This window comes from Actinomadura sp. B10D3 (assembly GCF_039871695.1).
Classification (GTDB): Bacteria; Actinomycetota; Actinomycetes; order Streptosporangiales; family Streptosporangiaceae; genus Spirillospora; species Spirillospora madurae.
In genome coordinates this window covers 357,835-383,937 of sequence record NZ_JBDPLY010000001.1, presented here as the reverse complement: position 1 = coordinate 383,937, position 26,103 = coordinate 357,835, and the positions used below count along the sequence as shown (strand labels likewise).

Here is a 26,103-nt window from a genome sequence, read left to right as displayed (position 1 = left end):
GGCGGTGGTCCGCGGTGGACGGTCAGGTACCGTAGCGCCGGTGCCGCGCGGCGTAGGAGCGCATGGCCCGGAGGAAGTCGACCTTGCGGAAGTCCGGCCAGTGGACCTCGCAGAAGTGGAACTCCGAGTGGGCGCTCTGCCAGAGCATGAAGCCGGAGAGACGCTGCTCCCCCGAGGTGCGGATGACCAGGTCAGGATCCGGCTGGCCGCGCGTGTAGAGATGCTCCGCGATGTGCTCCACGTCGAGGACCTCGGCGAGTTCCTCGATGCTGGTGCCACGACTCGCCTGCTCGATGAGCAGAGAGCGCACCGCATCAGCGATCTCACGCCTACCTCCATACCCAACCGCGACGTTCACAATCAGGCCGGGTGCGTCGGAAGTGGCCTCACCGGCATCTTTCAGGACGCGGGCGGTCTTGTCGGGCAGCAGGTCGAGGGCGCCGACGGGCTTGACGTGCCAGCCGTCGGCGGCGAGCTTGCGGACGGTGTTCTCGATGATCGTCAGCAGCGGGTCCAGCTCCGCGGCGGGGCGGTTCAGGTTGTCGGTGGACAGCAGCCAGAGCGTGACGTGCTCGACGCCGGCCTCCGCGCTCCACTGGAGCAGCTCGGAGATCTTCTGGGCGCCGCGCTGGTGGCCGGAGTTGACGTCGGCGAGGCCCATCGACCGCGCCCAGCGCCGGTTGCCGTCCAGGATCACGCCGACGTGCCGCGGGGTGACGTCGGTCGGCAGGTCGGCCTCGACCCGGCGCTCGTACAGCCGGTAGACGGCGTCGCGGACGGCCGCGTACGGGCCGCTGCGGCGGACGGCGTCGAGCAGCCGCGCGCCCTCGGCGGGGCGCCGGCGCTCGCCGTCCCTCCGCGCGCCGCGCGCCCGCCTGGTGCGCGGCTCTCCCGTACGCCGAACCCCCATGTGGGCTTCCTTTCGAGCGACCGTCCGCTTTTGGAAAAGACGCTCAATTATGGCCCGGCGGCGACACTTCTCCCACCGTTTCCGTATTCGAGACTAACGCGCGACCGCGGTGCGGGCCCGGTGGACGGCCCGCTCCGGCCTGCTCCGGCGCAGGTCGCGCGTCAGGCCTGCGGGCCGGCGGCGCGGGCGCGCTCGACGTGCTGCAGGGCGCTGCGCAACTCCGCCAGCCACTCGTCGGTGTTCTTGCCGACGAGCCGGACGCACCAGGCGAGCGCGTCGCTGCGGCTGCGCGCGACCCCGGCCTCCACGAGCGTGTCCAGGACCCGGCGCTCCGGCTGCCGCAGCCGCGTCATCACCGGCACCGACAGGGTGGTGAACATCTCCCGCTCGCCGCCGCACTCGACGCCCCAGGAGACCTTGTGGCCGAAGCGCTGCTCGGCCTCGCGGGCGATGCCGATGCGCCGGTCGCGGGTCTCGTCCCGGAAGCGCTCGACGTGCCCGGCGATCACGCCGGCGCGCTCGGCGTCCGACACGCCCTCGGCCGCCGCCGGGACGGGCAGCCGGCCGATGACGCTGACCTCCTCGCGGTCGAGGACGATCTCGGGCGCGTCCTCGAACCAGTCCTCCGGGAGCCGCCCGGCGAACCAGCCGCGGAGCCGCTTCGCCGCTTCGCTCGTAGTCATGTAATCAAAATTACATCGTATCGGGCCGCGGCGCCAGAGCAGTGCCGGATCGGGAAAGGAGTGATCAAGGCCTCGGCGCAGGCCGCAGGCACTCGCCGAGCGTGGCATGGATCCCCGGCGCCGGCCGGGCGCGGTGGGTCAGCGCGTGAGGGCGGCGGCCATCTTGGGGCTCACCCGGACGGCTCCCCGCATGTTGCGGGTGTAGACGTTCTGGACCTGCACCACGGTCCCCGTCCGCGGCGCCGCCAGCATCTTGCCGTTGCCCAGGTAGAGGGCGATGTGGGAGATGTAGCCGGGCGCGGTCGGGTCGTTGGCCCAGATGAGCATGTCGCCGGGCCGGGCCTTGGAGTACGGGATGACCCAGCCGGCGCGGGCCTGGTCGGCGGCGACGCGCGGGAGCCGGATGCCGGCCTTCGCGAACGCGAACTGCATCAGGCCGGAGCAGTCGTACCCGCCCTCGGCCTCGGACTCGCCGCCCCACACGTACGGCCAGCCGAGCCGCGTGTAGGCGGCCTTGATGACCGTCCGCGTCTGGCTCGCCGTCATGACCTGCCCGTTGGCGGCCGGCACGTCCCCCGGCTCCGGGAAGTCGATCTCGGGGTTGACCGCGACCGCCTTGGCCTGCTTCGGCATCGCCTTGCGGAGCTTCTTGATGAACGCCTTCGGCTCGGTCTTCGGGACGCTGATCAGCATCGCGTTGCCGGTCGGCATGCCGAGGGCCTGCGCGGTGGTGTGCGAGATGACCGCGTCGACGTCGCTGATGCCCATCGTGGCGTACGCGCCGACGCGCAGCTGCGACTGGCTCTGCCGGCCGCCGACGGGCACCTGGCTGCCGAGCTTGACGCCGCCGTCGTTGCCCATCGTGAAGGAGATCGCGACGTCGCCGGACGCCACGTTGCGCCAGAGCGCGTCCGACTTGGCGGTCGGCTTCGGCGTGTAGTTGCGGAACGTGGAGGGGTCGACGCCCATCAGCCCGACCCGCTTGCCGGCGACCATGCCCTGCACGGCGTCCACGACCTCGACGCCCTGCACGCCCTTGGCGCCCCGGACCTTCTGGACGAAGGCCGAGGGCAGCGTGGACGGCGCGGCCACGAGCACGTGCGGGGTCAGCCGCTTGCCCAGCGGCGCGACCGCGTAGGGCGACAGCTTGCTGCTGCCGGACGCGGCCACGAAGCGCGCGCGCTGCTCGCGATGCCGGGCCTCGGCGGGATCGTCGCGCGCGACGAGGACGGCGACGTTCGCGGCGAGCGTCGTCAAGACGGAGACACCGATGATCGTCGGAAGGACCCGGCGGTTCGGCTTCCCCACTGCCACACTCCCTCGATCCTCGCCCCGCACCCGCCCCGTCGGCCGGGCTCCCGGGACACGACTATGACTCAGATGTCCGGCCACCGTCCAGATACCCGACGCGCCTTCCGGCACCCTCGTCCGCCACGCCGCATCGGGTCAGTTCTGTTCCAGCTACTCAGTAGTAACAGCAAGCGGGCATGAGATCAAGGTCACGCTGCCACAAAGTGGACTCTCAGTCCAATTGCCCACGTAGTTCGCGGGTCAGCTCGGCCGGGGTCGTCACCGGCAGCCGGCAGGCGAAGTTGCGGCACACGTACGCGGCGGGCCGGCCGTCCACCAGCCCGCGCCCCTCCAGCAGCGGGACGCCGGCCGCGTCCGGCGGGCCCGTGCTCACCACCGCCCCGGGCACGGACGCCATGAGGGCCGTCCTGTGCAGCGCCCGGGTGCGGTCGTCGTCCGGGTCCCCGATCACGGCGATCTCCACCGGACCGGTCGCGTACGCCTCGGCGACCGCGAGGCCCCAGCCCGCGAACCGCGCGTGCCGGTCCGCGAGCGCCGCGGCCGGCCCGAGCGCCGCCCCCGCGGCCTGCCGGTGCCGGTCGGACCCGGTCAGCGCGGAGAACGACAGCAGCGCGCCGGCCGCCGCGAACTGGCCCGAGGGCGTCGCGTTGTCGGTCGGGTCCTGCGGGCGCCGGAACAGCCGCTCCGCGTCGTCGGCGGTGTCGTAGAACCCGCCCTCGCCGTCCCCGAACCGGTCGAGGACGGTGTCCAGCAGCTCTCCTGCCAGCCGCACATGCCGCGGGTCGCCGGTGACCGCGTGCAGGGCCAGCAGCCCCTCGGCCACGTCCGCGTAGTCCTCGAGGACGCCGGCGTTCGCGCCCGCCGTTCCGTCCTTCGACGTGCGCACAAGCCGGCCGTCGCGCACATGGACGTCCACGAGCAGCCGCGCGACCTCCTCGGCCGCCCGGACCAGATCCGGACGGTCGAGCAAGGCGCCGCACTCGGCGAGCGCCGCGATGGCGAGCCCGTTCCAGGCCGCCACCACCTTGTCGTCCCGAGCCGGAGGAATCCTGTGCGCGCGCGACGACAGCAATGCCGTCCGCACTCGCTCGTACCGTTCGACGTCTTCCGGGTCGTTCAGGAGCTGGAGGACGGACGACCCTTGCTCGAACGTTCCCGTCACCTCGAACAGGCTCTCCGCGAACGCGCCGTCCTCGTCGCCGAGCACCTCGCGCAACTGCGCGGGCGTCCACACGTAGTACTTGCCTTCGACGCCCTCGCTGTCGGCGTCCAGCGCCGAGGCGAGGCCGCCCTGGTCGGTCCGCAGGTCGCGCAGCATCCAGTCGCACGTCTCCAGCGCGACCCGCCGCGCGAACGGCGTCCCGGTGAGCCGCCACCAGTGCGCGTACACCCGCGCCAGCAGCGCGTTGTCGTAGAGCATCTTCTCGAAGTGCGGGACGACCCACGTCGCGTCGACCGAGTAGCGCGCGAACCCTCCGCCGAGCTGGTCGTACATGCCGCCCCGGGCCATCGCCTCCAGGGTGTGCGACGCCATGGCGAGCGCCTGGTCCTCGCCCGTCCGCGCATGGTGCCGCAGCAGGAATTCGAGCGCCATCGACGGCGGGAACTTGGGGGCACTCCCGAACCCGCCCCGGATCGTGTCGTACGAGGCGCCGAGCGACTTCACCGCGTGCGCGAGCACCCGCTCACCGGGCGCCTCGGCACCGACCGGGCCGCTCCCCCGCGACGTCAGGGCCTTGACGACCTGCTGCCCCTGCCCGACCACCTCGTCGCGCTGCTCCGTCCACGCCTTGTGGACGGCCTGCAGCAACGCCCGGAACTGCACGCGCGGGAAGTAGGTCCCGCAGTAGAACGGGTGCCCCTCCGGAGTCATGAACACCGTCATCGGCCAGCCGCCCTGGCCCGTCATGGCCTGGGTCGCCTCCATGTAGACGGCGTCGATGTCCGGACGTTCCTCCCGGTCCACCTTGATGTTCACGAACAGCTCGTTCATGACCCGCGCCGTCTCGGCGTCCTCGAACGACTCGTGCGCCATCACGTGGCACCAGTGGCAGGCGGCGTATCCCACGGAGAGGAGTACCGGGACATCCCGCCGCCGCGCCTCGGCGAACGCCTCGTCGCTCCACTCCCACCAGTCCACCGGGTTGCCGGCGTGCTGGAGCAGGTACGGGCTGGTCGCGTCCTTGAGCCGGTTCATGCCCCCGATCCTGCCCGATCCGGCGGCCCCCTCACTCCCCCGCGGGGCCCCTCCGGGCGAGACCGGCGAGGGCGGTCTCGATGGTGCGGTGGAAGGTGGGGTAGGCGTAGATCATCTCGCGGAGGGTGGCGGTGGGGATCTCGGCGTGCACGGCCACGGCGAGGAAGCCGAGGATCTCCCCGGCGGCGGGGCCGGCGACGGTGGCGCCGGCGAGGGTGCCCCACTCGGCGTTCTCCACCAGCTTGACGAAGCCGTCGTTGCCGGCCTTGTGGATCCAGCCGCGGGCCGACTCGGCGATCGGCGCGACGGCCGTGCGGACCGGCAGGTTCTGGTCGCGCGCCTGCGCCTCCGTCAGGCCGACGGAGCCGATCTCCGGATCGGTGAAGGCGACGTGGGGGACGGCGCGGTAGGCGGCCGGGGAGCCCTCCTCGCCGAGGATGTCGCGGACGGCGATGGCCGCCTGGTACATCGACACGTGGGTGAAGGCGCCCACGCCGGTGATGTCGCCGATCGCCCAGAGGCCGCCGGCGGCGCGCATGTGGCCGTCCACGGGAATCCGCCGGGCGTCCTCGTCCAGACCGGCGTGGTCCAGCCCGAGGTCCTTCAGGTTGGGGCGGCGGCCGGCCGCGACGAGGAGCCGCTCCGCGGTGAGCGTCTCGTCGCCGAGGTGCAGGGTGAACGCATCGCCGCCGTGGGTGACGCGGGTGACGTCCACGCCGGTGCGGACGCCGATGCCCTCGCGCTCGAAGACGTCGCGCAGCAGGGCGCCCGCCTCGGGCTCCTCGCTGAGCAGGAGCCGGTCGGCGGCCTCGACCACCGTGACACGGCTGCCGAAGCGGGAGAAGACCTGCGCCATCTCCACGCCGACGACGCCCCCGCCGAGGACGAGGAGCGACGCCGGGGCCTCGGTGGCCTGGACGGCCTCGCGGTTCGTCCAGAACGGAGTGCCGGCGAGCCCGTCGATGGGCGGGGCCGCGGGGGACGTTCCGGTGTTGAGGACGATCCCCTTGCGTGCGCGGAAGACCTGGCCGTTCACCGCGACCTCGTTCGGGGCGGTGAGGCGGCCATGGCCGTGCACGACCCGCACGCCCTTGCCGGTGAGGCGTTCGACGGCGACCTTGTCGTCCCAGGAGTCGGTCGCCTCGTCGCGGATCCGGGCGGCGACCACCGCCCAGTCCGGCCGCGGCGTCGCCTCGCCCGCCATCCCGGGGACGCGGCCGCCCTCGGCGAGCAGCCCGGCGGCGCGCACCATCATCTTGGTGGGGACGCACGCGTAGTAGGGGCATTCGCCGCCCACCAGGCGGGACTCCACCCCGACGACCGAGAGGCCCGCCTCGGCGAGCCTCCCCGCGGCGTCCTCTCCCCCGGGTCCCAGACCGATCACCACGACATCGACTTCGTCAGCCATGGAGGGAGTACTGCCCCGTACGCGTCAGGTCAGACGGCGCGGCGGCAGCGGGATCCTGTCGAGATCGTGGACCAGGGTGACGTCGCCGGTGAAGGCGGCGGACGCCTCCTCCACGAAGCGGTGCTCCTCGTCGCTCCGGTAGCGCTCCGAAAGATGCGTCAGGACCAGGTGCCGGACGCCCGACTCCGCCGCCACCGCCCCGGCCTGCGCGGCGGTGAGGTGCCCGTACTCGGTGGCCAGGGCGGCGTCCTCGTGCAGGAACGTGGACTCGATGACGAGCATGTCCACCCCGTCGGCCAGTTCGCGGACGCCGTCGCAGAGCCGGGTGTCCATGACGAACGCGACCTTCTGCCCGGGGCGGGCCACGCTGCACTCGTCCAGCGTGACCGTGCGGCCGTCGGGGGCGGTGACCCGCCCGTCGGTCTGGAGACGGCGGATGAGCGGCCCCTTCACCCCCCGCGCGGCGAGCTCGGCGGGCAGCATCGTGACGCCGTCCGGTTCCTCCAGCCGGTACCCGTACGCCTCGACCGGGTGGGAGAGCCGCCGCGCGACCAGCGTGAAGGGGGCGTCGCCGGTGTCGAGCGGCATCCGCTCGCCGGACACGGGGCGGGGGCGGATCACATCGGTCTCCCGGAAGGCGGCGGCGTGCCGCAGCCGGTCCCAGTACTCCCGCCCGCTCGCCGGGAACGCCGCGTCCACCGGGTGCTCGACGCCGTCGCGGGCGATGCGCTGCACGACCCCGGGGACGCCCAGGCAGTGGTCGCCGTGGAAGTGCGTCACGCAGATCCACGTCACGTCGCTCGCCGACACGCCGGCGTGCGTCATCTGCCGCTGCGTCCCCTCGCCCGGGTCGAACAGGACGCCGTGGCCGTCCCAGCGCAGCAGGTAGCCGTTGTGGTTGCGGGACTTCGTGGGCACCGCGCTGGCGGAGCCGAGGACGATCAGATCGCGAGCCGACATCCGTCCATGGTGCCGGTCCCACGGTCGGGCAAGCGCTTGGTTATCGTGTGCACGGTACAGGCGACCCTGGGAGGCTCCGTTGGCCGGGAACAAGCGCGACAAGATCAAGATGACGCCCGACGAGGTGGCGTCCTACCTCGCCGAGAACTACAAGGTGCAGGTCGCGACCGTCGGCAAGGACGGCGCGCCGCACCTGGTGACGATGTTCTACACCCTCTACGAGGGCAAGATCGCCTTCACCACCTACAAGGCCTCCCAGAAAGTCCTGAACCTGCGCCGGAACCCGACCATGACGTGCCTGGTCGAGGACGGCGTCGAGTACAACGAGCTGCGCGGGGTCGCCCTGTACGGCCGCGGCCTCATCGTCGAGGACCCGGAACCGCGCACCAAGGTCGGCAGGGTCGTCGGCTCCCGGATGGCGGGCCTGCCCGTCCCGGCCCTGGGCGAACCGATCGACCCGGTCGTCGCCGAGGGCATCGAGCAGGCCCTCGCCAAGCGCGTCCTCGTCCTCATGGACCCCGACCGGGTCGTCAGCTGGGACCACGGCAAGGCCTGACCTCGCTCGATCCGAACCCGGCGGCTCACTCCGCGGGGAGGGCCTCCTGGAGCTCCGCGGCGCGGGCGCGGGCCGCCTTCTCCGCCGCGCCGTCGCCGCGGAGGCGGGCGGCCTCGGCGATGTGGGCGAACATGGCGGCCTGCCGGTCGACGGCGCCGAGCCTGCGGTAGATCTCCAGCGCCTGGCCGAAGAAGTTGGTCGCCGCGACGGGGCGGCGGGCGCGCAGGTAGGCCGCGCCGAGGCTCGACAGCGCGCGGGCGCGGGCGTTCTCGTCGGGCTCGGGCAGGGCGGCGAACTCGTCCGGCAGCGGGCCGAGCAGGCCGATCGCGCGGTCGAGGTCGCCGGTCCCGGTCAGCGCGCGGGCGAGGTCGAGGCGGGCGCGCAGCACCTCGTGCCGATCGCCCCCTCGGCCGGCACGGCGCTCGGCGCGGTCGAGGGCCTCCTCCAGAACCTCGGCCGCCTCGGCCCAGCGCTCGCGGTCGAGCAGGGCCAGGCCCTCGGCCTCCGGCTCGCCCTCTCCGGCCGCGGTCGCGGCGAGACGCTCGTCGAGGGCGCGGCGGGGTCCGGCGTCCTCGGGTTCGGTGTTCGCGGGCACGTCGAGGGTCCTCCCCGGGCGCGGCCGGGTCCAACCGGGCGGCCGGGCTCAGCCGTCGTCGTCGGACGTCTTCGCGGCGGTGCCGGCCCCGGCCGCCTTCTCCTCCTCGGCGCGCTCCCACTCCTGCTGCTTCAGGTCCTCCTCGCGGGGCGCCTGGATCTTCTTCATCTGCTTGGTCATCGAGCGGATCAGGAAGATCGTGGCGGCCAGCAGGGCGAGGAAGACCGCGAAGCCGAGGACGCCGGGGCTGACCGTGTCGTCGTTCAGCGGCATCGCGGACAGGGGAGGCATCACAGACACACCTTCTCCCGGATGCCGGCGAACAGGTCGTCCTCCGGCAGCTCGGTGTCGACCAAGGACCTGGCCAGATGGTAGTCCTCGGTCGGCCATGCCTCGCGCTGGACGTCCAGCGGGACGACGAACCAGAAGCCGTTCGGGTCGATCTGGGTGGCGTGCGCGAGCAGGGCGCGGTCACGGGTCTCGAAGTGGTCGGCACAGGGGACGCGGGTGGTGACCTCCCACTTCGGGGCCCCGTCGTCCTCGAAGCGCTTCAGCCAGTCGCCGTAGGGCGACTCCAGGCCGGCCTTCTCCATGGCGCCGTGCAGGGCGAGGATGCGGTCCTTGCTGAAGGTCATGTGGTAGTAGAGCTTCAGCGGCTGCCAGGGCTCGCCGGTGCCCGGGTAGCGCTCCGGGTCGCCGGCCGCCTCGAACGCCTCCACCGACACCTCGTGGCACTTGACGTGGTCGGGGTGCGGATAGCCGCCCTTCTCGTCATAGGTGAGCATCACGTGCGGACGGAAGTCGCGGACGGCGCGCACCAGCGGCTCGGACGCCTTCTCCAGCGGCTCCAGGGCGAAGCAGCCCTCGGGCAGCGGCGGCAGCGGGTCGCCCTCGGGGAAGCCGGAGTCGACGAAGCCGAGCCAGCGCTGCCCGACGCCGAGGATCTCGCGGGCCTTCGCCATCTCGGCCTCGCGGACCTTGCCGATGTCGGCCTTCACCTCGGGACGGTCCATCGCCGGGTTCAGGATGTCGCCCCGCTCGCCGCCGGTGCAGGTGACGACGAGGACCTCGACGCCCTCGGCGACGTACCGCGCCATCGTGGCCGCGCCCTTGCTCGACTCGTCGTCGGGGTGGGCGTGCACTGCCATGAGGCGCAGCGGCTCGTCACCGCCGCACGGGCGTTCGAGCGTCGTACCGTCGATGACCTCGGACACTGGGGGTTCTCCCTCTCCAGACTCTGAGCGGCCCCCGGTTCGAGGCACGCGGCATGACAGACGAGAATGAATTGTCCCTGACAACGTCCCCACCCCGCACGGAGATTCCCCGCCATGACGACGAGCGTGTCGAAACCAGCGGCGCCCGCCGGATCCCGCCGGAGCCGGGCCGGGCTGGCGGTCATCGGCCTCCTGGCGGCGCTGGGGGCGGCCGGCTTCGGCATCCTCGCCGCGCACGCTGGGCAGACGCCCGGCATCGTCGCGCAGACGGTGACGTACTCCATCACCGACACCTCGGTCGTCATCAACTACACGATCGCCAAGGGGAAGGACGACGATGTGCGGTGCACGGTCGACGCGTTCGACACCGACTTCGCCGTCATCGCGCAGAAGGAGGTCTCCGTGCCGGCGGGGAGGTCCAGCATGAAGGGATCGGAGACGCTGCGGACACCGCGCCGGGCCACCGGCGCCCGGATCCGCGACTGCCGCAGGGCCTGACCGCCGGGGCCTCGGCGCCGACCGGCGGACCGATACGCCGGGTGAATGACGAATCACGATTGGCGGATTGCGGACGCCGAGTTCAGGGAACCTTTACCCGCACACACCGGATAGGCTTGAGGTTTCACCCGGCCGCACTTCATGTCGATGTGACGCCCGCCCGCGGGGGCGGGCCAGATCGCACCATGTGGATGAGGAGTACCCGTGACCGAGACCCGCGCTGACAACGTCACCTGGCTGACCCAGGAGGCGTACGACCGGCTCAAGGCTGAGCTGGACCACCTGTCGGGCCCGGGCCGCATCGAGATCGCTCAGAAGATCGAGGCGGCGCGGGAGGAGGGCGACCTGCGCGAGAACGGCGGCTACCACGCGGCCAAGGAGGAGCAGGGCAAGATCGAGGGCCGCATCCTGCAGCTCCAGGGCATCCTGGAGAACGCCCGGGTGGGCGAGGCGCCGCGCACCGAGGGCATCGTCGGCCCGGGGATGACCGTCACGGTCTCGTTCGAGGGCGACGACGAGGAGGTCACGTTCCTGCTCGCCTCCCGCGAGGAGGTCGGCGCCCCCATCGACGTCTACTCGCCGAAGTCGCCGCTCGGTGCCGCGATCGACGGCAAGAAGGTCGGCGACAAGGCCACCTACACCCTCCCCAACGGCCGCTCGATGACCGTGGAGATCCTCGACGCCACCCCCTACGGCGGCTCGTAGGCACCGCCGTCCGGCAGCGCCGCGAAGGCCGGCCGCCCGCCGGGCGGCGGTCGCCCGGCCGGGAGAACGTCCGGTCCGCCGTCCCTCACCGGGGCGGCGGACCGCTCGCTTTTCCGGCCGCCTTTCCGCCTCCGCGTCCCGCGCGGGACGCGGCGAGGACGAGCGGCAGCGTGCGGTGGGGGATCTGGGTGGCCAGCGAGATCACCGAGGACGCCCGCTCCACGCCCTCCACGTCGACGATCACGTCGATGACGCGCTGCAGGTCGGTGTTGCTGCGGGCGACGATGCGGCACAGCATGTCGCCGGGGCCGGTGATCGTGTGCGCCTCGATCACCTCAGGCACCTGGGCGAGCCGCACCGCGACCGGGTCGTGGCCGCCCGCCTGCCGGAGCTGGAGCGTGACGAAGGCCGTCACCCCGTAGCCGAGCGCCGCGGGGTCGATCTCGGGGCCGTGGCCCGCGATGACGCCGTCGCGCGCCAGCCGGTCGAGCCGCGCCTGGACGGTGCCGCGCGCGACGCCGAGCCGCCGGGACGCCTCCAGGACGCCGACGCGGGGTTCGCGGGTGAACAGCTCGATCAGCCGCCCGTCCAGTTCGTCGATCGCCACGCGACCCTCCCGTGGTGGTGGTCACAATGTACGGAGAGACCGTCAGATCGCCGGTTCTACTGAGCACATTGTCCAGCGTTACAGCTCACCCTTGCGCAGCTTGTAGGTCCATGTCGAGATTGGGTGGCATGGATGAGTTTCCGGTCAAGGGTATGGACGCCGTCATCTTCGCCGTCGGCAACGCCAAACAGGCCGCCCACTACTACTCGACCGCGTTCGGGATGCGCAGGGTCGCCTACCGGGGCCCGGAGAACGGAAGCCCGGACGAGGCGGTGCACGTGCTGGAGTCGGGCGGAGCCCGGTTCGTGTTCCGCGGCCCGGTGAAGGCGGGCACCGCGATCGGCCGGCACATCGCCGAGCACGGCGACGGGGTCGTGGACCTCGCGATCGAGGTCCCGGACGTCGAGCACGCCTACCGGCACGCGGTCGCGAAGGGCGCGAAGGGCCTGGAGGAGCCGCACGTCCTGGAGGACGACCACGGCAAGGTCACCGTCGCCGCCATCGCCACCTACGGCGAGACCCGGCACTCGCTGGTCGACCGCTCCACCTACGCGGGCCCCTACCTCCCGGGGTTCGCCGCCGCCGACCCGATCGTCGAGCCGCCGGACCAGAGGTTCTTCCAGGCGATCGACCACTGCGTCGGCAACGTCGAGCGCATGGAGGAGTGGGCCGACTACTACCACCGCGTCATGGGCTTCACCGACATGGCCGAGTTCGTCGGCGACGACATCGCGACCGAGTACTCGGCGCTGATGTCGAAGGTCGTCGCGGACGGCACCCGCAAGGTGAAGTTCCCGCTGAACGAGCCGGCGGAGAGCCGGCGCAAGTCGCAGATCGACGAGTACCTGGAGTTCTACGGCGGGCCCGGCGTGCAGCACATCGCGCTCGCCACGAGCGACATCCTCGCGTCGGTCGACCGGATGCGGGCCGCGGGCGTGGAGTTCCTGGACAGCCCCGACTCCTACTACGAGGACCCGGCGCTGCGCGAGCGCATCGGCCAGGTGCGGGTGCCGATCGAGGAGCTGCGGAAGCGCCGGATCCTCGTCGACCGCGACGAGGACGGCTACCTGCTGCAGATCTTCACCAAGCCCGTCCAGGACCGCCCGACGGTGTTCTTCGAGCTGATCGAGCGGCACGGCTCGCTCGGCTTCGGCAAGGGCAACTTCAAGGCCCTGTTCGAGGCGATCGAGCGGGAGCAGGAGCGCCGCGGCAACCTGTGACGTCCCGCCCGGGAGCCCTGGACGTGCGCCGCGTCCGGGGCTCCCGACGTATCCGGGGTGTCCGTGCGTCGCCTGCGCGTGCACACTGTGTGGCCATGAGCGAACCGCCGAAGAACCCCCCACCGGACGGCGAGTGGCCCGCCCCCGACCCCGCGTCCGGTGACGCGAACGACTCCGGGGACGCCGCGACGCCCGAGCGCCCGCCCCCGTACCAGGGCACGTACGGCGGGCAGCCCGCCCAGCCCCCGCCGGGCGGCCCGCTGCCGCAGGCACCGCCGGTCCAGGGCTACGGCCCTCCAGGGGTCCCGCAGCCCGGCGCCCCGTACCCGGGCGGGCCGCAGGACATGCTGGCCGGACGGGGTGCCCGGCTCGGCGCCGGGATCCTGGACAGCATCCTGATCAGCGTCGTGGCGATGCCGGCCGTCCTGTTCTCGATCCGCTGGGACAAGATGCAGGAGTCCGTCGAGTCCAACCAGCCGATCACGGACCCGATGGACGTCTACAACATCCCGCGGCTGCTGACCGGGTACGCGATCGTGTTCGTGCTGAGCTTCGCGTACTTCACCGTCCTGCACGCCAAGTACGGCCAGACGCTCGGCAAGAAGGCCTGCGGCATCCGGCTGGTGAAGGCCTCGGACCAGTCGGCGGTCACCTGGGGGCAGGCGCTCGGCAGGCAGGGATTCATCTACGCCATCAGCGTCACGACCGGCGTGCTGAACCTCTTCTCTCCCGCCGCCGGAATCCTCGGGCTCGTTGGCCTGCTCGACCTCGCCTGGATCCTCTGGGACGACCGGAGGCAGGCCCTGCACGACAAGGTCGCCAAGACGGTCGTGGTGAAGGCGACCCCGTGGACGCCGAACCCGTACGCCCGGGACGCGGCACCAGGCCCCGGCAACGGTTGATCATGCGGGGGTGAAGATTCCGGCCACCCCCGGACGCGGCGGTGTTCGCGTCCGGGGGTGGACATGCGCGGAACCACCGATCGCCGCCCTGAACGGCCACACTGAGGGCATGAGCCAATCGCCCGAGAAGCCCCCTTCCCCGGACGACGCCTGGCACCCCCCGGACCCGCAGTCCATCGACCCCGTTGCCGCGGGCACTCCGGAACGCCCTCCGCCCCATCAGACCCCGTACGCCTGGCCGCCGTCGCAGGGCACCTACGGCGGGCAGGCTCCTCCGGCGGCCGGTCCCGGCCACCCCGGCGTCCCGCTGCCGCAGGCTCCGCCCATGCCGGGGTACGGACCGCCCGGCACCCCCTACCCAGGCACCCCGTACCCCGGCACCCCGTACCCCGGCATCGGGGCCGGTCCCCCGCAGGACATGCGGGCCGGGCGGTTGGTGCGCCTCGCCGCCGGGTTCCTCGACAACCTCATCCTCAGCGTCGTGACGACGCCGGTCGTGCTGCTGTCCATCCGGTGGGACACCATCCTCGACGCCGCCGAGGAGGGTCGGACGATCATCAACCCGGCGGAGTACTACAACCTCCCGTGGCTGTTCGCCGGATACGCGGTCGTGTACCTGCTGGCCATCGCGTACTTCGCCGTCCTGCACGCCAAGTACGGCCAGACGCTCGGCAAGAAGGCCTGCGGCATCCGGCTGGTGAAGGCCTCGGACCAGTCGGCGGTCACCTGGGGGCAGGCGATCGGCAGGCAGGTGTTCGTCTATGCCCTGACCATGGCGGGCGCGCTGACTCTCCTGACACCCTTCGGCTGGCTCCTCGGGCTCGCCGGTCCTCTCGACAACGCCTGGATCCTCTGGGACGACCGGAGGCAGGCCCTGCACGACAAGGTCGCCAAGACGGTCGTGGTGAAGGCGACCCCGTGGACGCCGAACCCGTACGCCCGGGACGCGGCACCAGGCCCCGGCAACGGTTGATCATGCGGGGGTAAACATTCCGGCCGCCCCCGGGCCCGGCGATGTTTGGGCGACGGTGACGTGGCGACGCTGTCGGCATGACGCAACCGCCGAACGACCCCGCGTCCGGGGGAGAGCCGGAGGACCGGCCGGACGGGCGGCAGGACCAGCCCGGACGGCCAGGCCCCTACGGCGGACCTCCGTACGGCGGTCAGCCGCCGCAGGGAGAACAGCCCTACGGCCAGCAACAGCCCTACGGCCAACAGCAACCGCCCTACGGTCAGCAGCCGCCCTACGGTCAACAACAGCCCTATGGCCAACAGCAACCGCCCTATGGCGAGCAGCAGCAGCCGTACGGAGGCCGGCAGGGATACGGCCAGCAGCAGCCGTACGGAGGCCAGCAGGGATACGGGCAGCAGTACCCCTCCTACGGAGGCCAGCCGGGACACGGCGCGCCGGGCTACGGCACGGGCGGGCAGGTGTCCCCGGCCGGCGAGCTCGCGAGCCGCTGGGCGCGGCTGGGCGCCGGGCTGGTCGACCTGATCCTCGTCGGCATCGTCACGGTTCTGATCTCGATCCCGTTCGTGAACTGGGACCGCGTGTTCGATCCGGAGCCCGGCGACTCGATGTACAACGGCGCCCAGGTGGGCACCAACGCGGTCAGCGTCGTGCTGGCGTTCCTCTACTACTGGCTGATGCACGCCAAGTGGGGGCAGACGCTCGGCAAGATGCTGCTGGGGATCCGCGTCGTCCGGGACGACGACGGCCTCGCCATCACCACCGGCCAGGCCGTGGGGCGTTCCGCGTTCTACAGCGTGCTCGGCGGGATCTGCGGCTGCATCGGCCTGATCGACGTCCTGTGGATCCTCTGGGACCCGCGCAAGCAGGCGCTGCACTGCAAGGTGGCCCGGACGGTCGTCGTCAAGGCCGACCCGTACCGTCCCAACCCCTACGCGGGCCGCTGACCTGCCCGCGTCCACGCCGAGTTGCCGGGCGGGGCCTCCCCCGGGCAGGCTGGACTGCGTGGATATGGCCGGTAACTCCCCCAGTCCCCGCCCGACCGGGCCGCGGGCCCCGCGCGGCACCGCGTTCCGCGGCGTGTCGGGGCTGGCCGCCCTCGCACTCGCGGGGTCGCTGACGGCGGCATGCCAGAGCCCGTTCGACGACCCCGGCGCGAGCGCGTCCGGCTCTCCCAAGGGCCCGGCGGTCGACGGCCCGGCGGGGCCGACCACCGCGGGCGACCAGTACGTCCCGGGCGACGGCAACGGGGGGTACGACGTCCAGCACTACGGGCTGAAGCTGACCATCACCCCGGACGGCCCCAAGCAGCTCGACGGCATCGCGACGATCACCGCGACCGCGACCGCGCGGCTCGCCCGCTTCAACCTGGACCTGACCGGGCTCGACGTGTCCTCGATCAAGGTCGACGGGGCGCCCGCGCGGCAGCAGCGCGGCGGCGGCGAGCTGGAGGTGACCCCGGCCAAGCCTCTGGAGAAGGGGAAGAAGTTCACCACCGTCATCGCCTACTCGGGGACGCCGAAGCCGGTGTCGGACCCGGTGCTCGGCACCTACGGCTGGATCCGCACGTCCGACGGCGTGTTCGTGGCGTGCCAGCCGAGCGGCGCGAAGACGTGGTTCCCGAGCAACGACCACCCGAGCGACAAGGCCACGTTCGACTTCGAGATCACGGTCCCGCAGGGGCTGACGGCGATCGCCAACGGCGAGCCGGACACGCCGCCGGCGAGTTCCGGCGGCGGCGCGCCGGGCCTGCCGCCGGGCGGTCCGGGCGGTCCGGGCGGCCCGCCGAGCGGCGCCCCGAGCACCGGCTCGACCGGCGGCCCCGGGGTCGTCCCGGTCGCCCGGCGCGGGATGACGACCTCGAAGTGGCGGGTCAAGGACCCGATGGCCACCTACCTCGCGACGGTCGACGTCGGCCGGTTCACGGTGCGGACGGGCAAGACGTCCGGCGGCATCCCGAACATCACCGCCGTGGACGCGACCACGTCCGGCGTGCCCATCGACCAGTTCCACCAGCTGAACGCCAGCATCGTCGACGAGTGGGCGAAGCTGTTCGGCCCGTACCCGTTCGGCTCCACCGGCGGGCTGATCGACAACGCCGACGTCGGCTTCGCGCTGGAGACCCAGACCCGGCCGGTGTACGGGGCGTTCGGGCTGCAGCCGACGATCGTCGCGCACGAGCTGGCACACCAGTGGTTCGGCGACAGCGTCAGCGTGACGACGTGGCAGGACATCTGGCTGAACGAGGGCTTCGCCACCTACGCCGAGTGGCTGTGGGACGAGAAGACCGGCGGCCAGAGCGTGCAGGAGCACTTCGACGAGGCCTACGGGGGCCTCGCCGGGCGCGAGCTCTGGGACGTCCCGCCGGGCGACCCGGGCCGCAAGCAGATGTTCGGCCGCTCGGTGTACGACCGGGGCGGCATGACCCTGGTCGCGCTGCGCGGCCGTGTCGGCGAGGACACCTTCTACAAGATCCTCCAGACGTGGACCAAGGAGCACCGGCACTCCAGCGGGACGACGAAGCAGTTCATCGAGACGGCGAACCGCGTGTCGGGCAAGAAGCTCGACGCGTTCTTCGACGACTGGCTGTACCAGAAGGGCCGCCCCGCCAAGTGACGGGCCGGGCCCGCCGCATCCTCCCCGGTTTCCGCTTCCGGCCACGGAAACGGCCCTGATCTGCCGATTCGAGACCGAATCGCGCTTGCGCCCGCGCGCTTCGCGGGAAAGTCTTGATCACGGTTGTGACCACCGATCGAGGGACCTGAGGACGGGCCGATGAGCAGAACCTCCAGAGCGCTGGCCGCCGTGTCGCTGGGCGTCGCGGCGAGCCTCGCGGTGACCGCCGCGCCCGCGGGCGCCGCCGCGCGGTTCACGCCCGGCGCGCCGGGCGTGGGCGACCCCTACTTCCCGGACATGGGCAACGGCGGCTACGACGTCGCCCACTACGACATCGGCCTGAAGTACGACCCGGGCACGAAGGGCATCCAGGCCGTCGCCAAGATCAAGGCGCGGGCGACGCAGAACCTGTCCCGGTTCGACCTGGACTTCCTCGGCCCGCTGAAGATCTCCTCGCTGCGGGTGGACGGGCGCGCGGCGTCCTACACCCGGACCGGCGCCCAGGAGCTCGTCGTCACGCCGCGCAAGGGGCTGCGCAAGCACCGCACGTTCACGGTCACCGTCGCGTACTCCGGCGTCCCCCAGACGATCAACGACGCGACGCTCGGCACATCCGGCTGGATCCCGACGGACGACGGCGCGGTGATGCTGAACCAGCCGTTCGGCGCGGCCACCGTCTTCCCGGTGAACGACCACCCGACCGACAAGGCGACGTACACGTTCACCCTGTCGGCGCCCACGAACCTCACCACGCTGTCCAACGGCGACCTGCGCGGGCGGTGGACCAAGGGCGGCTGGACGACGACCCGCTGGGACGTCCGGAACCCGATGGCCAGCGAGCTCTCCATGGTCGCCATCGGCAAGTACGACGTGCTCACCGGGCGGACGAAGGCCGGCATCCCCAACCTGACCGCCACCGACCTGGCCATGGCCATCAAGCCGGACGACGCGAAGACGTTCCACCGGCAGACCGCCGAGGTCACCGACTTCCAGAGCAAGCTGTACGGCCGCTACCCGTTCACCTCCACCGGCGGGATCGTCGTGAAGGCCGGCGTCGGCTACGCGCTGGAGACGCAGGGCCGCCCGGTGTACGACCTCGGGCGCCGGCCGGGCAGCATCCCGAGCGAGGGCCTTCTCGCCCACGAGCTGGGCCACCAGTGGTTCGGCGACGCGGTCTCCCCGGCCCGGTGGTCGGACATCTGGCTGAACGAGGGCTTCGCGACGTACTCCGAATGGCTGTGGGCCGAGCACACCAGCGGGACGCCCGTCCAGCAGTCCTTCGACGACGTGTACGCGACCCCGGCCGACAACCCCCTGTGGAAGGGCAAGGTCGCCGACCCGGGACGCGACCACATCTTCGACGGGCTCGTCTACGACCGCGGTGCGATGGCCGTCCACGTCCTGCGCAAGACCATCGGCGACAAGGCGTTCTACCGGCTGCTGAAGGCGTGGCCTTCCGCGTACCGGTACGGCAACGCCTCCACCAAGGACTTCGTCCGCTTCGCCGAGCGCCTCTCGCACAAGAACCTGGACGCGTGGGCCAAGGCGTGGCTCTACTCCGAGGGCAAGCCGTCCCTGTGAACGGCTAGCTCAGCGTGAGGGTGTAGCCCTTCTCGCGGAGGCGGCCGATCACGTCTTCGGAGTGGCCGGCGCCGCGCGTCTCCAGGTGCATGAGGACTTCGGCCTCCTCCACGTGGAGGCGCGCGGCGACCCGCTCGTGCATCACGTCCAGGACGTTGACGCCCAGCCCGGCGAGCTCGCCCAGCAGCGTCACGAGCGCGCCCGGACGGTCCTTCAGCCGGCAGCGGACGACGAGGTACCGTCCGGCGCCCGCGAGGCCGTGCCGCAGCACCTTCGACAGCAGCAGCGGGTCGATGTTGCCGCCCGACAGCAGGACCACCACGGGCGGCTCGACCGCGTAGGCGTGCTCCAGCAGCGCCGCCACCCCGGCGGCGCCGGCGGGCTCGACGACCTGCTTGGCGCGTTCGAGGCAGAGCAGCAGCGCCTGGGAGATGGACTCCTCGGTCACGGTGACGACGGCGTCGACCAGCTCGGTGAACATGGCGTAGGTCAGGTCGCCGGGGCGGCCGACCGCGATCCCGTCCGCCATCGTCGGCTCCACCTCGATCTGCGTGGGCCCCCCGGCCGCGAGCGAGGGCGGGAAGGCCGCGGCGCGCCGGGCCTGCGCGCCGACGAGCTTGATCTCGCCGCCGCCGGACTCCTTCGCCAGCCCCTTGGCCGCCGCCGCGATGCCGGACATCAGCCCGCCGCCGCCGACCGGCGCCACGATCGTCCGGACGTCCGGGAACTCCTCCATGATCTCCAGGCCGATGGTGGCCTGCCCGGCGACGACGTCGGGATGGTCGAACGGGTGGATGAACACCGCGCCGCACTCCTCGGCGTACTCCTGCGCGGCGACGAGGCACTCGTCCACGGTCGGGCCGGGGAACACGACCTCCGCGCCGTAGCCGCGGGTCGCGGCGATCTTGGGGAGCGGGGCGCCGACCGGCATGAACACCGTGGCCTTGCAACCGAGCATGGACGCGGCGAGGGCGACGCCCTGCGCGTGGTTGCCGGCGCTGGCCGCCACGACGCCTCCGGCCCGCTCCCGCGGGCTCAGCCGGGCGATCCGCACGTACGCGCCGCGGATCTTGAACGAGCCGGTGCGCTGCAGGTTCTCGCACTTGAGCAGGACGGGCCCGCCGAGCTGCTCCGACAGCACCCGGGACGGGATCAGGGGGGTGGGGACGGCGACCCCGCCGAGCAGGTCGCGGGCCGCGCGGACGTCGTCGACACTGACGGCAGTCATGGTCCGATCTTCGCACCCCCCGGAGTCAGCCCGCACTCCAATAGCGATCTTGAGAGTGGATCAGGGCGGCGGCGCCGACGAGCCCGGCGGTCTGCCCGAGCACCGCCGGGACGATCCGCAGGCGGCGCGCGAACAGCATCCGGGCGTGCGCGCGGAACGCCTCCTCCAGCGGGTCGAAGAGCAGCTCGCCCGCCTGGGACAGTCCGCCGCCGATCGCGGCGACCTCCAGGTCGCACAGGTGCGTCGCGGACGCGAGCGCGATGCCGATGGCGCGCCCGGCGCGGCGCATCGCCGCGCCCGCGACGGGGTCCCCGCGGCGCGCGTCGGCGGTCAGCTCCACACCGGTGGCGCCGCGCTCCCCCGGGTCCCAGCCCTGCTCCCGCGCCCACGCGACCAGCCCCGGGCCGCGGGCGACCGCCTCCAGGCAGCCGCGGCCCCCGCACTCGCAGGGCGTGCCGCCGGGCTCGACGATGACGTGCCCGATGTGCCCGGCGTTGCCGCTGGCGCCGTTCACGAGATGCCCGCCGAGGATCAGCCCGCCGCCGACACCCGTGGACACCACCATGCCGAGGACGTTGCCGCGGCCGCGGCCCGCCCCCAGCCAGTGCTCGCCGACCGCGACGCAGATCGCGTCGTTGTGGACGCGGACCGGCAGGCCCGGGTACCGGGCGCGGAGCCGGCCCCGCAGCGGGAAATCGCGCCACGCGGGGATGTTCAGCGGGGACACCTCGGCGGCCGGCCAGGTCATCGGGCCCCCGCAGCCGACGCCGACCCCCGCGAGCGGCGGGTCGCCCCCGGCGGCGGCGACCTTGTCGAGCAGCCCCTCCAGCGCCCGCCACAGCTGCTCGGCGTCCGTGCCGGGCTCGTTCGGGGTCGGGATCCGCTCGTGGGCGGCGATGCCCCCGTCCGGCCCGACGAGCGCGGCGGCCAGCTTCGTCCCACCGATGTCCACCGCCAGAACCTGCTTCTCGCTCAACGGAGTCTCCTGCGGGGGGACGCCCCCCCGCACCCCCCGGTTCGCTGCGCTCAAGCTGGGTCCTCCACCCGCCCGAAAGCCAGGATGGACGCGGTGAAGCCGTGCACGTGGTTGCGTCCGGCGACCGGGCCGATCTCCCCGGAGGCGAAGAACCCGCCGACCCCGGCCGGCCCGAACGCGCGGTCGAGCACCTTCGCGTCATGGTCGGAGTCGGGGAACATCGCCTGGCCGCGCCCGTTGCAGGAGAACAGCAGCGCGCCCTCGACCGGCGCCAGGTCGAACCGTTCGAGCAGCGCGGCGAGGTCCTCCTCGGCGGCGCCCGCGTCCCGGACCTGGAACCGGACGGTCCGCCCGACGTCCACCACGTCGCCGATCGCGATGGCGCCGCTGTCGGTGTCGGCGCCCACCACCCCGCGGACCAGGAAGTCGCCGTGCTCGTGCTCGTCGGCGTACTCGTCCATCGCGACGCCGATCAGCAGCCCGCGGCCGGCCATCTCCTGCTCCTCCTCGGGCAGGCCGAGGACGATCTGCTCCAGCTTCTCCAGCGCGGGGACCCCGGCCAGCTCGTACAGGACGTTCTCCTCCGCCTTGGTCACCACCATGTCGGGGCCGATCGGGCGGGCGCCCTGGCTGACCACCGTGGCGGCGGCGACGGAACCGCCGATCACCACGCCGACCGCGCCGTCCCGGTGCACCTCGCCGCCGACGAACAGGCGGACCTCGCCGTGCCCGGTCTCGCCGAGCCCGCTGCCCTCGGCGAGGCCGCCCACCAGCGGCAGCCCCGGCAGCGCCTCGTCGGAGCGCTCCACGAACGCGTCCACCGGGAAGCTGTAGGGGTCGGCGAGCAGCACGCCGACGACGTCGTCGGGCTGCGCCTCCGGCATGCCGACCACGATGAGCCGGTCGTCCCCCTTGAGGGTCTCCAGCCGGAACGCGTCCAGCCGCGCCCCGGGCAGCACCGCCGCCCAGGCGCTGACCGCGCCGCGCTCCTCCACGCCGCGTCCCGCGCCGATCACCCCCGACGCGCTGCAGCCGAGCAGCAGCGCGGGCCCGGCCGCCCGCTCCGCGGCCAGCGCCGCCGCCTCGACCTCGTCCGGGTCGTCCCCCGTGACGAACACGCACACCAGGTCGGGCGCCGCGCTGAGCGGGGCGAGCGCCTGCTCGACCGCCGACTCCGCGGCACTGGACAGATCGGGTCCGAGGGCCAGGCCATCACCGAATCGCGCCATCGGCGCCGCCTCCCTCACTCCGTTCGCCGGCTCGCTTCACATCTCCAGTCTCCCCCTCCGCACGCCCTCCACCCAAACACTCCCGGACGGGGCACCCCGGGCTATTCCCCGGCGGGGGTGCGATTCCGCGGGGAGGCGACGTAGTGTCGATCGCGTGCGTTCATCCACACCACGCGAATCAACACTGGGCGAGCTGCGCAACAGCGGTCACGCCCGGCTTTCCGTGAAGGCCGAGATCCGCCGGAACCTGCTCGACCGCCTGAGATCCGGCGAGCCTCGTTTCCCCGGCATCCTCGGGTTCGACGACACCGTCCTGCCCCATCTGGAGCGCGCCCTCCTCGCCGGGCACGACCTGGTGCTGCTGGGCGAGCGCGGGCAGGGCAAGACGCGGCTGATCCGCACCCTCGCCGGGCTCCTGGACGAGTGGACCCCGGTGGTCGCCGGCTGCGAGATCAACGACCACCCGTACGCGCCGGTGTGCGTGCGCTGCCGCCGGCTCGCCGACGAGCTGGGCGACGAGCTGCCGGTCGAGTGGCGGCACCGCGACGACCGGTACGGCGAGAAGCTCGCCACCCCCGACACCAGCGTCGGCGACCTCATCGGCGACGTCGACCCGGTGAAGGTGGCCGAGGGCCGCACCCTCGGCGACCCGGAGACCGTCCACTTCGGCCTCGTGCCGCGCACGAACCGCGGCATCTTCTCCATCAACGAGCTGCCCGACCTGGCCGAGCGGATCCAGGTGGCGCTGCTGAACGTGCTGGAGGAGCGCGACGTGCAGGTCCGCGGCTACGCGCTGCGGCTGCCGCTGGACGTCCTGCTCGTCGCCTCCGCCAACCCCGAGGACTACACCAACCGCGGCCGCATCATCACCCCGCTGAAGGACCGGTTCGGCGCGGAGATCCGCACCCACTACCCGCTGGAGCTGGACGCCGAGCTGGCGCTCATCCGGCAGGAGGCCGACTTCGCCGACCTCGCCGGGCTCCCCGCCGAGGTGCCCGACCACCTGGTCGAGGTGATCGGCCGGTTCACCCGGCTCGTCCGCGAGTCGACGGCGGTGGACGCGCGGTCGGGCGTGTCGGCGCGGTTCGCGCTCGCCGGCGCCGAGACGGTCGCGGCGGGCGCGGTGCGACGGGCGGCGCTCTCCGGTGAGGAGCGCGCGGTCGCGCGCATCTGCGACCTGCAGGCGGTCGTGCCGTCGCTGATGGGCAAGGTGGAGTTCGAGGTCAGCGAGGAGGGCCGCGAGCAGGAGGTGCTGGAGCACCTGCTGCGCCGCGCGATCGCCGAGACCTACCGGCGGACGCTCGGCGCCGCCGACCTGAACGGGCTGCTGGACAAGTTCGACTCCGGGGAGAGCGTGGAGTCGGGCGAGCTCGTGTCCGCGGCGGAGCTGCTGCGCCGCATCGGGCAGGTTCCCGGCCTCGCCAAGATCATGGAACGGCTCGGCATGAGCGGGGAGTCCCCCGGGCAGGCCGCGGCCGCGCTGGAGTTCGCTCTGGAGGGGCTGTTCCTCACCCGGCGGCTGTCCAAGGACGTCGCCGACGGGCGCTCCGGCGGGACGGCCACCTACCGGACGTGACGCCGGGACCCGAGGTCTTCGCGGGCAAGGAGATTCGATGAGCCGATACCGCTACGGCGCCTACGAGGACGGCCCCGACCCGCTCGCCCCGCCGTACGACGTCCGGGACGCCCTCGACGCGATGGGCGACTCGGTGCTGGACGGCACCCGCCCGGACGACGCGCTCCGGGAGCTGCTGCGCCGCGGCCTCCCGGGGGCGCGGAACCGGCGCGGGCTCGACGACATGCTCCGCCAGGTGCGGGAGCGGCGCCGCGCGCTGCGCGACCGGGGCCGGCTGGACGGCACGCTGGAACAGGCCCGCGCGCTGCTGGACACCGCGATCGGGCAGGAGCGGGCCGAGCTGTTCCCCGACCCGAGCGACGACGCGCGGGTGCGGGAGGCGGAGCTGGACACGCTGCCGTCCGACACCTCCCAGGCGATCCGGCGGCTGTCGGACTACGACTGGCGCTCCGACGCCGCGCGCCGCACCTTCGAGCAGCTGAAGGACCTCCTGCGCCGCGAGGTGCTGGACGCGCAGTTCCAGGGGATGAAGCAGGCCCTGGAGAACCAGGACCCGGCCGCCCTGGAGCGGGTCAAGGACATGATGGCCGCGCTCAACGAGATGCTGGAGCGGGACGCCCGCGGCGAGCACACCCAGGAGGACTTCGACCGGTTCATGCAGCAGTACGGGGACATGTTCCCCGACGACCCGCAGAACCTGGAGGAGCTGGTCGACTCCCTCGCCCGCCGCGCCGCCGCGATGGACCGGCTGCTGGCCTCGCTCAGCCCTGAGCAGCGCGCGGAGCTGGCCGGGCTGATGGAGCAGGCCATGCAGGACGCGGGCCTCGCCATGGAGATGACGCGGCTCGGCGACGCGCTGCGGGCCCGCCGTCCCGACCTCGGCTGGGGCCAGTCCGAGCAGATGACCGGCGAGGACCCGCTCGGCATGGGCGACGCCACGACCGCGCTGGCGGAACTGGCCGACCTCAGCGAGCTGGAGGCCGCGCTCGGGCAGGACTACCCGGGCGCGCGGCTCGACGACATCGACGAGGAGGCCGTCCGGCGGGCGCTCGGCCGGCAGGCCGTCGACGACCTGGCCGAGCTGCGCCGCATCGAGGCGGAGCTGGAGCGGCAGGGCTACCTGCGGCGCAACCGCGGCACGCTGGAGCTGACGCCGAAGGCGGTGCGGCGGCTCGGCGAGACGGCGCTGCGCCGGGTGTTCTCGCAGCTGACCTCCGGCCGGCAGGGCGACCACGACCAGCGCGACGCGGGCCAGGCCGGCGAGCTGACCGGGTCCAGCCGCGAGTGGCGGTTCGGCGACGAGCAGCCCCTCGACGTCGTCCGGACGGTGAGCAACGCGATCCGCCGCAGCGCGATGGACGGCGGCGCGGGGCTCGTCACCCGCCCGGCCGCGCAGGTCGTCGAGCCCGGCACGGCGGAGGTCGCGAAGATCAACGGCGACCGCGACGGCGGAGTGCGACCCGGCGGAGTGCGACCCGGCGGAGTGCGACCCGGCGGGGTGCGGCCCGGCGGGGTGCGGCCCGGCGGGGTGCGGCTCAGCGTGGACGACTTCGAGGTGCAGGAGACCGAGCGCCGCACCGGCGCGGCCGTCTGCCTGCTCGTCGACCTGTCCTACTCGATGGTGCTGCGCGGGACGTGGGCCGTCGCCAAGCAGACCACGCTCGCCCTGCACACGCTCGTCACCAGCAAGTTCCCGCAGGACGCGATCCAGATCATCGGGTTCTCCAACTACGCCCGGGTGCTGCACCCGACGGAGATGGCCGGCCTCGACTGGGACATGGTGCAGGGCACCAACCTGCACCACGCCCTGATGATCGCGGGACGGCACCTGGACCGGCACCCGGACTTCGAGCCGATCGTCCTCGTCGTCACCGACGGCGAGCCGACCGCGCACCTGCGGCCCGACGGCCGATCGCTGTTCGACTACCCGCCGTCCACCGACACGCTCGTCCTCACCCTCGCCGAGGTCGACAAGATGACGCGGCGGGGCGCCTGCATGAACTTCTTCATGCTCGCCGAGGACCGCCGGCTCGTGTCGTTCGTGGAGGAGGTCGCGCGCCGCAACGGCGGCCGGGTCTTCGCGCCGGACGCCGACCGGCTCGGCGAGTACGTCGTGAGCGACTACCTGCGGGTCCGGCGCGGCCGCCGCTGAACCCACGGG

At 72.7% G+C, this 26,103-nt stretch carries 24 protein-coding genes; 11 read left to right on the top strand and 13 right to left on the bottom strand.

The window, feature by feature from the left end:
• Positions 1 to 22: 22 nt before the first annotated feature.
• From ABGB11_RS01600 to ABGB11_RS01575, 6 genes are all read right to left on the bottom strand, one after another.
• The gene (locus ABGB11_RS01600) at positions 23 to 910 is read right to left on the bottom strand and encodes an isoprenyl transferase (RefSeq protein ID WP_347627969.1); all 888 of its coding nucleotides are present in this window, start codon (positions 908 to 910) and stop codon (positions 23 to 25) included.
• A 161-nt stretch (positions 911 to 1,071) separates the two neighbouring features.
• The gene (locus tag ABGB11_RS01595) at positions 1,072 to 1,593 is read right to left on the bottom strand and encodes a hypothetical protein (RefSeq protein ID WP_347627967.1); all 522 of its coding nucleotides are present in this window, start codon (positions 1,591 to 1,593) and stop codon (positions 1,072 to 1,074) included.
• 138 nt (positions 1,594 to 1,731) lie between these two features.
• Complete coding sequence (locus tag ABGB11_RS01590; protein ID WP_347627965.1) at positions 1,732 to 2,901, bottom strand: C40 family peptidase; 1,170 nt, start codon at positions 2,899 to 2,901, stop codon at positions 1,732 to 1,734.
• A gap of 214 nt (positions 2,902 to 3,115) precedes the next feature.
• Positions 3,116 to 5,101, bottom strand: coding sequence for a thioredoxin domain-containing protein (locus ABGB11_RS01585; RefSeq protein WP_347627963.1), 1,986 nt, complete (start codon positions 5,099 to 5,101; stop codon positions 3,116 to 3,118).
• A gap of 31 nt (positions 5,102 to 5,132) precedes the next feature.
• Entirely contained in the window at positions 5,133 to 6,509 is a 1,377-nt protein-coding gene (locus ABGB11_RS01580) for an NAD(P)/FAD-dependent oxidoreductase (RefSeq protein WP_347627961.1), read from the bottom strand.
• 24 nt (positions 6,510 to 6,533) lie between these two features.
• Positions 6,534 to 7,469, bottom strand: a complete 936-nt coding sequence (locus tag ABGB11_RS01575; RefSeq protein WP_347627959.1) for a ribonuclease Z — start codon at positions 7,467 to 7,469, stop codon at positions 6,534 to 6,536.
• A gap of 79 nt (positions 7,470 to 7,548) precedes the next feature.
• On the opposite strand from ABGB11_RS01575, the gene ABGB11_RS01570 reads away from it, so the two are divergent.
• The gene (locus ABGB11_RS01570; protein WP_347627957.1) at positions 7,549 to 8,025 is read left to right on the top strand and encodes a pyridoxamine 5'-phosphate oxidase family protein; all 477 of its coding nucleotides are present in this window, start codon (positions 7,549 to 7,551) and stop codon (positions 8,023 to 8,025) included.
• Positions 8,026 to 8,050: 25 nt separating this feature from the next.
• Here the strand turns inward: ABGB11_RS01570 and ABGB11_RS01565 are convergent, their stop codons facing one another.
• From ABGB11_RS01565 to mca, 3 genes are read right to left on the bottom strand one after another with little or no spacing between them, the layout of a single operon-like run.
• Positions 8,051 to 8,620, bottom strand: a complete 570-nt coding sequence (locus ABGB11_RS01565; protein WP_347627955.1) for a tetratricopeptide repeat protein — start codon at positions 8,618 to 8,620, stop codon at positions 8,051 to 8,053.
• A 48-nt stretch (positions 8,621 to 8,668) separates the two neighbouring features.
• Complete coding sequence (locus ABGB11_RS01560; RefSeq protein WP_347627953.1) at positions 8,669 to 8,911, bottom strand: hypothetical protein; 243 nt, start codon at positions 8,909 to 8,911, stop codon at positions 8,669 to 8,671.
• Positions 8,911 to 9,768 (bottom strand): mycothiol conjugate amidase Mca, encoded by an 858-nt coding sequence (gene mca, locus ABGB11_RS01555; protein WP_347628541.1) that lies wholly within the window; start codon positions 9,766 to 9,768, stop codon positions 8,911 to 8,913. The genes ABGB11_RS01560 and mca overlap by 1 nt, the downstream gene beginning before the upstream one ends.
• A 180-nt stretch (positions 9,769 to 9,948) precedes the next feature.
• Here mca and ABGB11_RS01550 point away from each other — a divergent pair, with 180 nt between their 5' ends.
• Positions 9,949 to 10,332, top strand: a complete 384-nt coding sequence (locus tag ABGB11_RS01550; RefSeq protein ID WP_347627951.1) for a DUF4307 domain-containing protein — start codon at positions 9,949 to 9,951, stop codon at positions 10,330 to 10,332.
• A gap of 204 nt (positions 10,333 to 10,536) precedes the next feature.
• Positions 10,537 to 11,037, top strand: coding sequence for a transcription elongation factor GreA (gene greA / locus ABGB11_RS01545; RefSeq protein ID WP_347627949.1), 501 nt, complete (start codon positions 10,537 to 10,539; stop codon positions 11,035 to 11,037).
• Between the two features lie 85 nt (positions 11,038 to 11,122).
• On the opposite strand, the gene ABGB11_RS01540 is transcribed toward greA, so the two are convergent.
• Positions 11,123 to 11,644, bottom strand: coding sequence for an Lrp/AsnC family transcriptional regulator (locus ABGB11_RS01540; protein ID WP_347627947.1), 522 nt, complete (start codon positions 11,642 to 11,644; stop codon positions 11,123 to 11,125).
• A 128-nt stretch (positions 11,645 to 11,772) separates the two neighbouring features.
• Between ABGB11_RS01540 and hppD the strand changes: the two genes are divergently transcribed.
• The 6 genes from hppD (at position 11,773) to ABGB11_RS01510 (ending at position 18,933) form a co-directional block, all read left to right on the top strand.
• A complete protein-coding gene (gene hppD, locus ABGB11_RS01535; protein WP_347627945.1) occupies positions 11,773 to 12,864 on the top strand; it encodes a 4-hydroxyphenylpyruvate dioxygenase in 1,092 nt (363 codons plus the stop codon).
• A gap of 95 nt (positions 12,865 to 12,959) precedes the next feature.
• Positions 12,960 to 13,766: an RDD family protein gene (locus tag ABGB11_RS01530; RefSeq protein ID WP_347627943.1), complete on the top strand. Its 807-nt coding sequence runs from the start codon at positions 12,960 to 12,962 to the stop codon at positions 13,764 to 13,766.
• Positions 13,767 to 13,875: 109 nt separating this feature from the next.
• On the top strand, positions 13,876 to 14,739 hold the full coding sequence (locus ABGB11_RS01525; protein WP_347627941.1) for an RDD family protein: 864 nt from the start codon (positions 13,876 to 13,878) through the stop codon (positions 14,737 to 14,739).
• Between the two features lie 77 nt (positions 14,740 to 14,816).
• Positions 14,817 to 15,683, top strand: coding sequence for an RDD family protein (locus tag ABGB11_RS01520; protein WP_347627939.1), 867 nt, complete (start codon positions 14,817 to 14,819; stop codon positions 15,681 to 15,683).
• A gap of 64 nt (positions 15,684 to 15,747) precedes the next feature.
• Positions 15,748 to 17,352, top strand: coding sequence for a M1 family metallopeptidase (locus ABGB11_RS01515; protein WP_347627937.1), 1,605 nt, complete (start codon positions 15,748 to 15,750; stop codon positions 17,350 to 17,352).
• A gap of 159 nt (positions 17,353 to 17,511) precedes the next feature.
• Positions 17,512 to 18,933 (top strand): M1 family metallopeptidase, encoded by a 1,422-nt coding sequence (locus tag ABGB11_RS01510; protein WP_347627935.1) that lies wholly within the window; start codon positions 17,512 to 17,514, stop codon positions 18,931 to 18,933.
• Between the two features lie 4 nt (positions 18,934 to 18,937).
• Here the strand turns inward: ABGB11_RS01510 and ilvA are convergent, their stop codons facing one another.
• The 3 genes from ilvA to ABGB11_RS01495 are packed head-to-tail and all read right to left on the bottom strand — an operon-like array spanning position 18,938 to position 22,366.
• Entirely contained in the window at positions 18,938 to 20,161 is a 1,224-nt protein-coding gene (gene ilvA, locus ABGB11_RS01505) for a threonine ammonia-lyase (RefSeq protein WP_347627933.1), read from the bottom strand.
• A gap of 25 nt (positions 20,162 to 20,186) precedes the next feature.
• Positions 20,187 to 21,137 (bottom strand): ROK family protein, encoded by a 951-nt coding sequence (locus ABGB11_RS01500; RefSeq protein WP_347627931.1) that lies wholly within the window; start codon positions 21,135 to 21,137, stop codon positions 20,187 to 20,189.
• 50 nt (positions 21,138 to 21,187) lie between these two features.
• Positions 21,188 to 22,366, bottom strand: coding sequence for an FIST N-terminal domain-containing protein (locus ABGB11_RS01495; protein WP_347627929.1), 1,179 nt, complete (start codon positions 22,364 to 22,366; stop codon positions 21,188 to 21,190).
• Positions 22,367 to 22,520: 154 nt separating this feature from the next.
• Between ABGB11_RS01495 and ABGB11_RS01490 the strand changes: the two genes are divergently transcribed.
• The gene (locus ABGB11_RS01490) at positions 22,521 to 23,942 is read left to right on the top strand and encodes a sigma 54-interacting transcriptional regulator (protein WP_347627927.1); all 1,422 of its coding nucleotides are present in this window, start codon (positions 22,521 to 22,523) and stop codon (positions 23,940 to 23,942) included.
• 37 nt (positions 23,943 to 23,979) lie between these two features.
• Positions 23,980 to 26,094 carry a hypothetical protein gene (locus ABGB11_RS01485; protein ID WP_347627925.1) on the top strand — a complete coding sequence of 705 codons (2,115 nt, stop codon included), beginning with the start codon at positions 23,980 to 23,982 and terminating at the stop codon, positions 26,092 to 26,094.
• Positions 26,095 to 26,103: the final 9 nt, after the last annotated feature.